General features: G+C 64.9%; 9 protein-coding genes. 6 read left to right on the top strand and 3 right to left on the bottom strand.

Annotated elements, in window-relative coordinates; translation table 11 throughout:
• The first annotated feature begins 1 nt into the window (after position 1).
• The 3 genes from QLQ86_RS00285 to QLQ86_RS00275 all read left to right on the top strand — a co-directional run bounded on the left by QLQ86_RS00285 (position 2) and on the right by QLQ86_RS00275 (position 4,544).
• The gene (locus tag QLQ86_RS00285) at positions 2-1,621 is read left to right on the top strand and encodes a 5-guanidino-2-oxopentanoate decarboxylase (RefSeq protein ID WP_282815572.1); all 1,620 of its coding nucleotides are present in this window, start codon (positions 2-4) and stop codon (positions 1,619-1,621) included.
• 40 nt (positions 1,622-1,661) lie between these two features.
• Positions 1,662-3,122: an aldehyde dehydrogenase family protein gene (locus tag QLQ86_RS00280; protein WP_282815571.1), complete on the top strand. Its 1,461-nt coding sequence runs from the start codon at positions 1,662-1,664 to the stop codon at positions 3,120-3,122.
• A 396-nt stretch (positions 3,123-3,518) separates the two neighbouring features.
• Complete coding sequence (locus tag QLQ86_RS00275; protein ID WP_282734000.1) at positions 3,519-4,544, top strand: D-alanine--D-alanine ligase family protein; 1,026 nt, start codon at positions 3,519-3,521, stop codon at positions 4,542-4,544.
• Between the two features lie 6 nt (positions 4,545-4,550).
• Here QLQ86_RS00275 and QLQ86_RS00270 read toward each other — a convergent pair whose 3' ends face one another.
• On the bottom strand, positions 4,551-6,584 hold the full coding sequence (locus QLQ86_RS00270; RefSeq protein WP_282815570.1) for a CocE/NonD family hydrolase: 2,034 nt from the start codon (positions 6,582-6,584) through the stop codon (positions 4,551-4,553).
• A 207-nt stretch (positions 6,585-6,791) separates the two neighbouring features.
• Between QLQ86_RS00270 and QLQ86_RS00265 the strand changes: the two genes are divergently transcribed.
• Positions 6,792-8,798 (top strand): CocE/NonD family hydrolase, encoded by a 2,007-nt coding sequence (locus QLQ86_RS00265; protein WP_282815569.1) that lies wholly within the window; start codon positions 6,792-6,794, stop codon positions 8,796-8,798.
• A 479-nt stretch (positions 8,799-9,277) separates the two neighbouring features.
• Positions 9,278-10,447, top strand: coding sequence for a cation diffusion facilitator family transporter (locus QLQ86_RS00260; RefSeq protein ID WP_282815568.1), 1,170 nt, complete (start codon positions 9,278-9,280; stop codon positions 10,445-10,447).
• A 217-nt stretch (positions 10,448-10,664) separates the two neighbouring features.
• On the opposite strand, the gene QLQ86_RS00255 is transcribed toward QLQ86_RS00260, so the two are convergent.
• Entirely contained in the window at positions 10,665-11,957 is a 1,293-nt protein-coding gene (locus tag QLQ86_RS00255) for a cation:proton antiporter (protein WP_282815567.1), read from the bottom strand.
• Positions 11,958-12,151: 194 nt separating this feature from the next.
• Positions 12,152-12,373, bottom strand: a complete 222-nt coding sequence (locus QLQ86_RS00250) for an amphi-Trp domain-containing protein (protein WP_282734005.1) — start codon at positions 12,371-12,373, stop codon at positions 12,152-12,154.
• 472 nt (positions 12,374-12,845) lie between these two features.
• Between QLQ86_RS00250 and QLQ86_RS00245 the strand changes: the two genes are divergently transcribed.
• Positions 12,846-13,268 carry a phasin family protein gene (locus tag QLQ86_RS00245; RefSeq protein ID WP_282734006.1) on the top strand — a complete coding sequence of 141 codons (423 nt, stop codon included), beginning with the start codon at positions 12,846-12,848 and terminating at the stop codon, positions 13,266-13,268.
• Positions 13,269-13,282 lie beyond the last annotated feature (14 nt).

Genomic DNA, 13,282 nt, shown 5'->3' with positions numbered 1-13,282 from the left:
AATGACCTGTGCAGAACTGCTCATTCAACTGCTGCGAGACACCTATGGCGTGGACACCGTCTTCGGTATCCCCGGCGTCCACACTGTCGAACTCTATCGCGGGCTTGACGGGGGCGCAGCAGCCAACGGCATCAGGCATGTCACCCCGCGCCACGAACAGGGCGCGGGCTTCATGGCCGATGGCTATGCCAGGGCCACTGGCCGGCCGGGAGTGTGCTTCATCATCACCGGCCCCGGCATGACCAACATCGCCACGGCCATGGGCCAGGCGTTGGCCGACTCCGTCCCGATGCTGGTGATCTCCAGCGTCAACCGCCGCGATACGCTGGGGCGCGGTCAGGGACGCCTGCACGAACTGCCCGGTCAGCAGCAGCTGATGGCTGGCCTATCCCGCTTCAGTCATACCCTGCTCGACCCCGACGGCTTGCCCGAGGCACTGGCCAGGGCCTTTGCGGTGTTTGAGGGGGGGCGGCCGGGGCCGGTGCATATCGAGATCCCCATCGACCTCTTCGATGCGACGGTTGACGAGCCAGGAAGTCGGCGGCACCCGTCACTGGCCAGTGCCTCCCCGGATCCCGAGGCCCTGGAGAGGGCCGGTGACTGGCTGGCAGCGGCGAGGCGCCCGCTGGTGCTGCTGGGTGGCGGCTGCGTCAAGGAGCCGGAGGCGGCAAGGGCGCTGGTAGAAGCCCTGGATGCCCCGACGGTCACCACGATCAATGCCAAGGGGCTGCTGGGCATCGACCATCCACTGGATCTGGGCGCCAATGCCTCCCTGCCAGCCGTGCGTGAACTGGCAAGAGAGGCCGACGTGGTGCTCGCCATCGGCACGGAGCTGGGCGAGACCGATTACGATGTTGTCTTCGACGGCGGCTTCTCCCTTTCCGGGCGGCTGATCCGTGTGGATATCGACCCCGAGCAGCTGGCCAGAAACCAGGCGGCTGAACTGGCCATGGTGGCGGATGCCGGACCCACCCTTAAGGCCCTGGCCAGGCGTTTTTGCGAGACTCCCCGCCAGCGAGACGGCGTGGAAAGGGCTCGGGCTGCTCGGGAGGCACTGGGACTGGCGCAGGACCCGGCCTTCGCGCCCTATGTGCCGCTGTTCGACACCCTCCGTGACACCCTGCCGGAGGCCATCCTGGTCGGTGACTCCTGTGCCACCACCTACGCCGCCAACCACCTGGTGGCACAGCCGGCGCCACGGCGTTTCTTCAACGCCTCGACCGGCTACGGCACCCTCGGATACGGCCTGCCTGCCGCCATGGGAGCGAGTCTTGGGCAGCCCGAGTTGCCGGTCGTAGCGCTGGTCGGTGACGGCGGCATCATGTTCACGCTGACCGAGCTGGCCTGTGCGGTGGAAGAGGGGCTGCCGGTGGTAGTGCTGCTGTGGCACAACCAGGGCTATGAAGAGATCCGCCGCTACATGGATAGCGCGGATGTCCCGCGGTTGGGGGTGGATATCCAGTCGCCGGACTTTCAGATGCTGGCCGCCGGATTCGGTTGCGCCGCTCGTCGCGTTGGTGATGCGGAGGCGCTGGCCGAGGCAATCCGTGGTCGACCCCAGCAAGGGCCGTTGCTGATCGAGATCGATGCGGACGCCTGGAATGCCTCGCTGCAGGAATAGCGTCCCACCGTCCAAGAACCCCACTGCGAGAGAGTCACCCGTGCAACAGCTGACACGACAATTTATCGACAACCGCTGGGTCGAGAGTGCCGGCCAGCGCCGTCTGCCCGTCACAGACCCTTACCGCCAGGAGAAAATCGCCGAGGTCACCGCCGGCGATCCCACCGACGTGGACGCCGCAGTGGCCGCTGCCCGCGGCGCGCTGCCGGCCTGGCAGGCGCTGGACGGGAGGCGTCGTGGCGCTTTTCTCCAGGCCTTCGCTGATGCCCTGGTGGAGCGCCGGGACGCGCTGATGCGGCTGTCCGCCCGCAACAATGGCAAGGCCCTGGCCGAGGCGGGCATCGACCTGGACGATGCCATCGCCTGTTACCGCTACTATGCCGGACAGGCTGCCGAACTGGAGCTGCGGCAGGGGCGCATCGTCGAACATGGCCTTGACGGCATCCGGGCCCAGACCTACGAAGACCCCATCGGGGTGGTGGGCCTGATCACCCCCTGGAATTTTCCGCTGGTGACCAGCGCCTGGAAGATTGCGCCGGCCCTGGCGGCGGGATGCACGATCGTCTTCAAGCCCTCCGAGGTCACACCGCTGCCCGAGCAGGCGCTGGCCGAGATCGCCGAGGCCGTTGGCTTGCCCGACGGGGTGCTCAACCTGGTGCACGGCGACGGCGAAGGCATCGGGGCGCCTTTGACCACCCACCCCGGCGTCGACAAGTTCTCCTTCACTGGCAGCAATGCGGTGGGAGAGATGGTGATGCGTGCGGCAGCCGAGGGCGTCCGTAACGTCTCCCTGGAGCTGGGCGGCAAGTCCCCCATCCTGGTGCTGGATGATGCCGAGGTCGAGCAGGCTGCCGACTGGGTGATGGCGGGCATCTACTTCAACTCCGGTCAGATCTGCTCCGCCACCTCTCGCCTGATCGTCCATGACGCCCTCGCCGAGTCGCTCTATGCGGCCCTGGGTAAGCGCATCGACGCCATTCGCCTGGGGGACCCCCTGGTCGACGACACGGACATGGGGCCGATGAGCAGTGCTCGCCAGCGGGAAGCCGTCGAGTGCTACCTGGCGATGGCCCGAGAGGAGGGGCTGGTTGCCGTGCGTGATGGTCGCCATCGCCAGCTGCCCGAGCGCGGCGAGTTCGTCGCGCCGACGCTCTATCGTGATGTTCCGGTCGAGAGCCGCCTGTGGCAGGAGGAGATCTTCGGGCCGGTACTCTGTGGTCGAAGCGTCGCCAGCGATGAAGAGGCCGTCGAGCTCGCCAACGCCAGCCCGTTCGGCCTGGCGGCCACGGTGGTCGCCGGTGATGTCGAGCGCGCCAGGCAGGTTGGCCTGCGGCTGCGGGCGGGCACCATATGGGTCAACAGCGAGCAGCTGGTGATGCCGGAAGCCAGTTGGGGCGGCTTCGGGATCAGCGGCATCGGCCGCGAGCTGGGGCCCTGGGGGCTGGCGGAGTACCTCCAGGTGAAGCACCTCATCGGGCCCGAGGGAGGCACGCACGCTTGACCATGCTCCTCTGGGGGCCGCCGAGCGTCGCGCAGCGGCGCCCATGGCTGCTCTGTCCGACCTTAAGGCACTGCTGAAGCGAGAGGGCTCAGCGGGTATGAGGCCGGAGCCCTGCTTGCCTCATGATCGAATACGAAGAGCGCTCTAGAATGACTGCCCCTTCGTAACCGGGGGATCGATTGACCCTAATCCTGCAACTGCCGGATCCGGGGTAATCGACCCTCCGGGATCATGCACCTTCTCAACCCGGGGCGACTCACTTGGCCAGGGCGGGGGTATCCGATGGACGCGGAACTATACTGTTCCTGTTCGCCGCGTGCTGGGGCCTGCGCCCAAGAGTCGGGTAAGCGGTGGGCGCCTTGTCGGGAGGCATCACCCGGGACGTCGGGAGGTGACATGTCGGATATCCAGGTGGCCGTGCTGCTGGGCGATCCCCGTCTTCCTTATGCCTATGCCGTCGGTGGCGGCTTCGGCGAGGAGGAACTGGCCGCGGTCGAGCATCTACGCGATGCCCTCGCGCGACTCCGGGGGTACCGTTTCACCTACCTCGACGACCACGAGACCTGGATTGACGATCTGCGGGCCGTTTCCCCTGACCTGGCACTCAACCTCTGCGATACGGGCTTCCGCAACGACTGGGAGCTGGAGCGCGACGTACCTGCGCTCCTGGAGATCCTGGGGATTCCCTATACCGGCGCCGACCCCATGGGCATCAGTCTCACCACCGACAAGGCCCTGGTGCGAGCCCTGGCAGCGGGGCAGGGCATTCCCGTCCCCAACGAGACCTACGTGGACCTGAGCGCGGCCCCGCTGGTCTTGCCGGCCATCTACCCTTGCCTGATAAAGCCAAACAGCAGCGGTGGCAGCTTCGGCATCACTCGAGACTGCGTGGTGCGGGATGTCAGGGAAGCAGAGGCCTACCTGCGCTGGCTAGCGGAGCAGCCCGGTGTCGTCGATGCGCTGATCCAGGACTTCCTCACCGGCCCGGAGTATACCGTGGGGCTGGTAGGCAACAGTGCGAGCGGTTTCACGGTGCTGCCGCCGCTGGAGATCGACTACTCGGCGCTGGATCCCGGTCTGCCACCCATTCTGACTTACGGCTCCAAGGCCGATCCCGACTCGCCGTACTGGGAGAAGCTCAGTTTCCGCCGGGCCGAGATCGATGACGTCATCTGGAGCCAGCTTGTGGACCATTCGGTCAAATTATTCCGCCGCTTGGGGCTGCGCGACTATGCGCGTATCGACTTCCGCGAGGGCGAGGATGGCCAGCCGCGATTGCTGGACGTCAACACCAACCCGACCTGGTACTGGGACGGAAAGCTGGCGCTGATGGCCAAGTGGGCGGGCTATTCCTACCATGAGCTGCTTCAGCTGATCCTCGAGGCGGCGATTACCCGCCATGGCCTTCGCCGTCCTGCCTGAGTCAGGTCACAGCAACCGGCGCACGATCTCCTCGTCCCAGTCCCGGCGCGCGAAGAGCGCGTCGCCCTCGTAGGCCTTCAGCACGCCGCGGATCCGGAAGCTCCGTGAGGTGGCGGTCAGGCTGGTGCGGCATTCCAGACGGGTGGACCAGGTGCCTCGCTGGTGGGTGGTGGTCTGCTCGACCGTCACTTCGGCCGTTTCAGGGTCGTAGTCGTGGATACGGTAGGTCTTGGCGAGGGTATAGCCGACCGTCAGGTCGATGTCTTCGATCCGCGCCAGCGCGGCATCGCCGAAGTCGCCGCCGGTGGTGGCGATCCGGTAGGTCGACATGCCGGTGGTCAGGTCGCGTTCCACCCGGCGCTGGAAGGGGGCCACCTTGAGGGTGGTCATCTCCGGCATGGGCCCGCGTTCCGGGGGATCGAAGGGCCGCAGGTCGGTGTCCTCGGGACGGGGCGGTCGTTCCGGCAGTGTCAGCTGGCTGATCCCGGTATGCAGCGTCAGGTTGACCGGTGCCGGTGCCGGCCAGATCACCGGCCAGTAGCTGGTCGAGATCGCCAGCCGGATGGTGTGGCCGGGCGCGAAGGCATAGGCGATGTCGTTGAGCTTCACCTCCACGCGATAGCAATGCCCCGGCTCCAGGGGGGTGGGATCCTCGCAACTGTCGCGTTGGGTGAGGTTGAGCAGGCCGTAGCTCACCCGCGCCGAGGCGCCGTCCGGGGCGACGTCATTGAGGCGCACGATGACGTAGGCCACCGGCCGGTCCACCGACAGCTTGAGCGAGACGCAGGGGGCACCGAGGATCTCGAGGCGCTGGTCAAGGGGATCCGAGTCGAAGACCAGGGACTTGCCGTCGTCTTCCCGCTGGTCGATGGGCGCCTCGCCCTCAGACCCGAAGCCGTACCAGTCGCCGGCCCCCAGGCCGGTGGTCTGGGGCGAGGCGATGCGCATGCGGTCCTCGCCATCGGCCTTCTCGCCCAGCGACAGCACGTTCAGGTGCAGCGTTTTCGGCTGGATTCTCGGCGAGGGCCAATGCGTCTCCGCCACCCAGCGGCCCGGACGCTCGGCATACATCGGGGCGGGCGGGACGTATTCCTCCATCCAGACTCGCAGCAGGGGCTCGTCCATGATCCCGGTGTTAAGGCCCTTCAGCCAGTGGTCCCACCAGCGCAGGGCCTCCTGGAAGAAGCCGATCGCCGGGCCGGGCAGGGCGGCGTGGGGGAAGGCATGTGACCAGGGGCCGATCAGTCCCTTGCACGGCGCCTTCAGCCCGGCCAGCAGACGGGGAATGGCGTTGACGTAGCCATCGGCCCAGCCCCCCACCGCGTACACCGGGCAGGTCACCGCGTCGAAGTCCTCGCAGACCGAGCCGTGCCGCCAATAGGCGTCCCGGTGGGGATGGCGCATCCACACCAGGGGGTAGAAGGGCACCTGCTCGATGCGATGTTTCCACTGGGTGCGCCATTGTGCTCCGACGATGTCGGGATCCGGCGGGGTCGTGGCACACGAGAGCAGCACGGACCCCCAGCCGAGGTTCTCGTTGAGCAGACAGCCGCCCTGGTAGTGGACATCGTCGCTGTAGCGGTCGTCGGTGGAACACATGGTGATGATGGCCTTGAGCGGGGCCGGCCGCAGGGCCGCCACCTGCAGCGCGTTGAAGCCGCCCCAGGAGATGCCCATCATGCCGACTCGTCCGTTGCACCAGGGCTGGCCGGCCAACCAGTCGATGGCCTCCACGGCGTCGTCGAGTTCCTGCGGGAGGTACTCGTCCAGCATCAGGCCGTCCGAGTCGCCGCTGCCGCGCAGGTCCAGGCGCACGCAGGCATAGCCATGCCCGGCGAAATAGCGGTGCAACGGCTCGTCGCGCAGGCGGGTGAAGTCACGCTTGCGGTAGGGCATGTACTCCAGGATGGCCGGCACCGGCTCGGATTCCGCGTCGGTGGGCCGCCAGATCCGGGCCGCCAGTCGCGTCCCGTCAGCCATCGGGATCCAGACATTCTCGATGACGCGGACCTCACGGGGAAAATCCTCGACGATCTTCATGGCGCTTCCCTCTGGGCGCACCGTCAGCGATGGTGCTTGCTGAAGCATATACGACGACGGCAAACCCGGCGTCCGGTCGTGTTGCGCCGCCGACCGGATCAGGGGGCGCGACGCGCCTCATGGCGGTGAGGGTATATGCTGAAGCATGTCGGTGAGGGCCAGGCCGGTGTCGGGGTCGCGATGCGGGATGTTGGGGGAGAAGCGGGGATGGCGGATGCACAGCAGGACGACGTGACGGTCATCGAGAATGCCTGGATCCCCATGCCGGATGGCGCCCGGCTGGCGGCCAAGCTCTGGCTGCCGGCGGGTGCCGAGTCGGTCGGCGTGCCCGCGGTCCTCGAGTACATTCCCTACCGCAAGCGGGACTTTCGGGCGACCCGGGACAGCCAGATCCACGGCCACTTCGCCCGGCACGGCTATGCCGCGCTCCGGGTGGACCTGCGCGGCAGCGGCGACTCGGACGGCGTGCTCCATGACGAATACCTGTCCCAGGAGCTGGAGGATGGCGTCGAGGTGATCCGCTGGATCGCCGCCCAGCCCTGGTGCAATGGCCGGGTCGGGATGATCGGCATCTCCTGGGGCGGCTTCAACGGCCTGCAGATCGCCGCCCTGCAACCCCCCGAACTGCAGGCCGTGATCACCGTTTGCTCCTCGGACGATCGCTACACCGACGATGTCCATTACATGGGCGGCTGCCTGCTCACCGACAACCTCTCCTGGGCCTCGGTGATGCTCTCCTACAACGCCTGCCCCCCGGACCCGATCATCGTCGGTGAGCGCTGGCGCGAGCTGTGGCAGCGGCGGCTGGAGCACAGCGGGCTCTGGTTGAAGACCTGGCTGGACCACCAGCGACGGGATGCCTACTGGCGCCACGCTTCGGTCTGCGAGGACTTCGCGGCGATCCGCTGTCCAGTGTTCGCCGTCAGCGGCTGGGCCGATGGCTACTGCAACACGGTGTTCCGGCTGATCCACCACCTGAAGGTGCCACGCAAGGGGCTGGTCGGGCCCTGGAACCACAAGTATCCCCACCTGGGTGGGCCCGGTCCCTCCATCAACTTCCTCGACGAGTGCCTGCGCTGGTGGGATCGGTGGCTGAAGGATTGCGATAACGGCGTGGATGGGGAGCCCCTGCTAAGGGCCTGGATGCAGGACAGCGTCTCGCCGATCAGCGACGACCGTCCGGGGCGCTGGGTTGCCGAAATGCAGTGGCCCAGCCGACGTTTGCGGCCGCGGGTCTATGCACTGTCACGGGAAGGCCTGGTTGCCGATGCTCCCGCCGGGGAAGACCCCTTGTCGATCCGTAGCCCGCTGAGCGTAGGGTTGTTCGCTGGCAAGTGGTGCAGTTACGCGGAGAGCACCGACCTGCCCACCGATCAGCGCCTGGAGGATGGCGGCTCGCTGTGCTTCGATACGGCATCGCTCGCCCAGGATATCGAGATCCTCGGCGAGCCCGTGGTGGAACTCGAGCTGTCGGCGGACCAGCCCCAGGCGATGGTCGCCGTTCGGCTCTCCGATATCGGCCCCGACGGCACCGTCACCCTGGTGACCTACGGGCTGTGCAACCTCAGCCATCGCCATGGCCACGACTGTCCCGAGCCGCTCCTGCCCGGCGAGACTTGCCGGGTCACGGTCCGTCTCAACCACGTCGCCCAGTGTTTCCCCGCGGGCAACCGCATTCGGGTGGCGATCTCCTCCTCATACTGGCCGCTTGCCTGGCCGTCGCCGTGCCCGGCGACGCTGACGCTCCATCCTCGAGGCTGCAGCTTGACCCTGCCTCAGCGTCCCTTACGCGCCGCGGATAAGACACTGGCTGACCTTGGCGAACCCCGCATGGCGCCGGGCCCGGCCACCACCCTGTTGGTGCCGGCTCACCGGGAGTGGACGGTGCTCTTCAACCTGGCTACCAACGAGGCCACGCTCGGGGTCATCGACAACGATGGCAGCTGGCGTCTCGACGACCTCGGCCTTACGCTCGGCTATGACGTCACCGAGCGTTACACCCAGGCCAACGACGACTACGCCACGGTTAGTGGCGAGGTCATCAATCGACGAATGTTCGAGCGTGGCGGCTGGCGGGTGGATATCGTCACCCGCACGGTGATGACCAGCACGGCGACCCATTTCCATCTCAACGCCACCCTGGATGCCTACGAAGGCGACGAGCGGGTCTTCTCCCGTACCTGGAACGAAGTCATTCCCCGCGACCATCTGTGAGCTTCGCCAGGTGAAGCGTCCACGACCGGACGCTGGAACCCCTTTGTTCCTGCGTGTGACCAGATGGTGCTCACGCTGCGCCTACTCTGGGAGCCGCTTCTGAGAGCCGCTTTTGAGAGCCGCTAGCTTCGTATCCGCTTTTACTGATTGACTATGGGCGAAGCCGGGCAGGCATCTGGGGCACCTAAGGATAGCGCTTGCCAGCGGCAGGGCGGCGGCCTCGCCGACACTGAACGTCAGCATGCCATAGGGCATGAACTACCGAACCAAGGTCATTAAGCGGATTGCTGATGGATACCTCAACATGGAGAGCTCTTGTCTGACGGTTCGCGCGACTTACCCCGGAGACATGCCACGAACCAGGATATGGGGGGAGACCTGAGGCAAGTCGACGCCTTGTGCCAATCTGGACCTTTTCGGTACCATTTTGTCGACTCCTCATCGGTGGCTTGTACGGAGGAGCGTCGCAAGGAACGACCATGCAGCCCAACCTCAAGAAGCACCAGGCGACCCGGCGCATCACCTTCCTGTCCGCGGCAGTCAATATCCTGCTCGGCGTGGCCAAGATACTTGTCGGCTGGATCGTCGGCTCCGCCGCTCTGGTCGCCGACGGCATCCACTCCTTCTCGGACCTGGTGACCGACGGCTTCGTGCTCGCCGCGTCCCACTATGGCCATCAGGGGCCCGACCACGACCACCACTACGGACACGGCCGCATCGAAACCCTGGCCACCCTGTTCCTGGGCAGCGTACTGATCTTCGTGGCCGGCGGGATCGCCTGGTCGAGCCTTCAGCGCCTGTTCTCCGCCGCCGTGATCCCGCCGCCCGGTGCCTGGGCGATCCTGTTGACCGCCCTGGCGCTCATGTCCAAGGAGTGGCTCTTCCACCTGACACTACGGGTGGCGCGACGCATCGGCTCGAAGATGCTCGAGGCCAACGCCTGGCACCATCGCAGTGACGTGCTCTCCACCGGCGTGGTGATGGTCGCCCTGGTCGGGAGCCAGTTCGGCGCCACCTGGATCGATACCGTGGCGGCGGTCATCGTCGGCCTGATGGTCGGCAAGGTGGGCTGGGACCTGCTGTGGGAGTCGGGCCGAGAGCTGGTTGACACCGCCCTGCCCGTGGCCACCCAAGAGGCGATGCGCCAGGTGGCGAAAAGCGTGTCCGGCGTCGAGGGCATTCACGACCTGCGCACCCGCCAGTCGGCCGGGCACACCATGCTCGACCTGCACGTGGTGGTGTCGCCGAGGATCAGCGTCTCCGAGGGGCATGAGATCGGCAATGAGGTGAGCCGGCGCCTGCGCAACGCCTTTCCCGCCCTCACCGACCTTACCTTCCACATCGACCCCGAGGACGACGCCGGAGAAGGCGACCCCAGCCGCTTCCCGGGACTGCCGCTGCGCCCCGAGGTGGAAGCCGCCCTGGCGCGGCGCTGGACGGCACTGGACGTCTGGCCGGAGATCCGCGAGATGGAGCTGCACTACCTGGAGGGTGCCGTCACGGTGGTGATCTGCCTGGACGAGCAGTCGTCCTTCGACAGCGACGCAGTGATCCGCCGCCTCGAGGCCTGTGCCCGGGACATCGACTGGCTGTCCCACGTCGAAGTGCGCCGCCTGGCGGGCGCCCCCTATGTGCCGGCGACCGGCTGACGCCCCTGCTCTCTTCCCCTATCTGCCAATGCGAGTAATGGAACCGGACGGTTGACGCGAAGCGGACGAGGCCTGGGGGAAGTGAAACAGAAAGCGGTGGAAAGCTCGCAGAAGCCGATATTTGTGGAGTCTCGGGGGATGGGTTATCCGGGAGCCGACAGCTGATGGCCCCCGTGTCATTGAGTAACTGGCCCCGACGCACATGCATTATCAGGAGCTATTCCCGAGGCTTTCGCGAGCGCCAATAACGAGCGATTGTGGGCTTTACGCTAACCCCGTGAACCAGAATCGACAAGGCAACCACCACCAGGGTCAGGTGTATCAATTCCAGCGCGACCTCCTCTTCCAGCCCATGCTGTATGGTGTACATCAGATAGTAGAGGGAGCCAATACCACGAACGCCAAACCAGCCCGCGAGGTGGCGCATACGCATGGGCGAACTGCTCCCTAGCATGCCAAGGTGCACACTGATGGGGCGGGCGACAAGAAATAGAAACGCCGCGAAACCTACGGCTCTCCAACTCCATGAATCCCAGAAGAGCGAGCCACCGATCAGTAAAACTAGAACGATCTCTGCCAGCCGTTCGAGGTGCTCGTTGAATACCAGCGAGCTTTCGCTTACGTGCACATGCGTTATGGATTGCGGCTCACCTTCCAGGCTTGTCTCGACAGGTGCCGAGTAACCTTGTTTGAGTCCGACCAACTTCAATTCGGTATGGCGCAGAGCAACGGCTGCACTAAAAACGGCCAAGAAGCCCCAGGCATCTACTAACAGGCTGATTCCATAGGCGAACGCGATCAGCCCCAGGCCGAGAAAACTTTCCAGAAAGGCAGTGCCCACAAAGTTCTTGCGTATCTTGCTTACTATCCAACCGACACTAACACCCGCCAGGATGCCGATTCCGATACCTGCGCCACTCGCCCAGAGCACATCCACTGCCAGCCACCGCCAACCGGCGTCGCCGAGATCGTGCAGACCCAGCAACCCCAGGCCGAGCATCACGAACGGGAAGGCACTTCCATCGTTCATTCCGGCCTCGCAGGTCAATGAAAAACGAAGTTCGTCAGGGTCATCGGCGTTACGCACCTGAACTTCGGTCGCCAATACCGGGTCAGTCGGTGCAACCACGGCACCTAGCAACACGGCAGCACCAAGAGGTAATGTAAGCCAGTAGTAGCCGAAGAGCGTCACTAGTCCGACAGTAAGAGCCATCGAAACCACCGCCAGTTGCACGGGATTTTGCCATCGTTTCAGGGTAACAGGCGCCGGCATTTTCACGCCGGCGCAGTACAATGAAATAAGCACGGCTATTTCGGTGAGAAACTCCAATAAAGCCGACTCTTCCAGTGGGTTGAAATGAAACAATTCAAAGCCCATGGGACCGACGATACACCCGATAAGCAGATACACAATGGCAGAGGTGACGGGCACGCTTTTGATGTACGAGAAGGTAAATCCCACTACCAGCAGCAGTGATCCAATCAAGATAAACCAGGTGGCGGTTGTCATAGATGACTCGGCAGGTGTATTCATTCGCCTGGCCGCGCAATCCGATTGAGGGGATCAAGCAGTGCGCCTCTGCTGATCAAGCCCCTCTGCCATGGCGGCGAAGATGGCTCATCTGCACACGACCCGCCTCCACTTGGGGGTATCGGCGTGGAAGGCCGTGGAGCGGATGTTAGTAGGTGATATTCACCAGGTCTTCAGCGGTTCCATTTGAGCTGGAACTCGATTTCTTCCTCATCATCTGAGCGTTCGTGTTCGATAGTGAATTTGGCTCGGAGGGGCACATAGATGCGTTCGCCCGCGATCTGTATCTCGAAACGCTCCTCCTTCTCGATCGCATCTGCCAGGCGCCGTAGCTTGGCCACGAAGTCGGCCTTCGGATAACCCTTTTCCACGTCCCTCTCTGCCTTGGAACCCATCTCTCTCTCCTCGATGACCTTGTTATCGACAGCCCCGATCCATCCTCAGCCTCGGATCCAGTCTAGCAGGTAACCCTTCCCTTCCCCGGACGGCGCCAGGCGGTCTCAGCATCGCCTGTAAGGGGGGGCGTTCATGGGCGCTTCGTCGTTGGTGTGGAAAGCGTTCGATGTGCTCGGCCAGGGTATTGCATCCGCTGGATGGCGCTACGGCATGGACAGCATTAGGAGGCGGTAATCAAGGACAGCATCCCTTTTCCCTGGCCTGAGGGCCCGGCGCCGGCAGGGATGCCGGCCGCTGGCGTCAGTGGGGCGCCATCCTCGGGCGTCGGTCCAGCATGGGAAGCCTGGCAGGCCCTGGTCGACAGTCCTGTCCTCGCCTAATGTTGCACTGCACAAAAATCCCTGCTATTGTGCAGTGCATCAGAGCGGGAATCTCCCGTTCCATGGCATTCAGAACCCGGAGGTTCTCATCATGACCAACGCATTCGCATTCGACGCCAAGCAATTTGACACCGCCCAGCTTGAGTCCGTTTTCTTCGCCCCGGCGCGGGCTTTCGCCGCCCTCTCCGTCGACTTCACCGAGAAGCTGGTCAATACCCAGCTCGAGGCCACCAAGGTCTATGCCGACATCAACCTGGCGCAGCTGCGCAGCCTGACCGAGGTCAAGGACGCCGAAGGCCTGAAGGGCTATCTGGAAGGCCAGCAGCAGGTGGTCCAGGACCTGACCGAGCGCCTGAAGGGTGATGCCGAGAAGGTGATGGCCCTGCAGCAGGAGTTCGTTCAGGAAAGCCAGAAGCTGACCGAGGGCAGCGTCAAGCAGGCCCAGGAAAGCGCCAAGGAGACCACCGAGACCGCCACCAAGGCCGTCAAGGAAGCCACTCCCAAGGCCAAGTAACTCCTGGCCCGCCG

Origin of the sequence: Halomonas rhizosphaerae (genome assembly GCF_030012485.1) — a bacterium.
Taxonomy (GTDB): Bacteria; Pseudomonadota; Gammaproteobacteria; order Pseudomonadales; family Halomonadaceae; genus Halomonas; species Halomonas rhizosphaerae.
The sequence above is the reverse complement of the archived record's forward strand: the minus strand, read 5'-3'. Positions and strand labels throughout refer to the sequence as shown.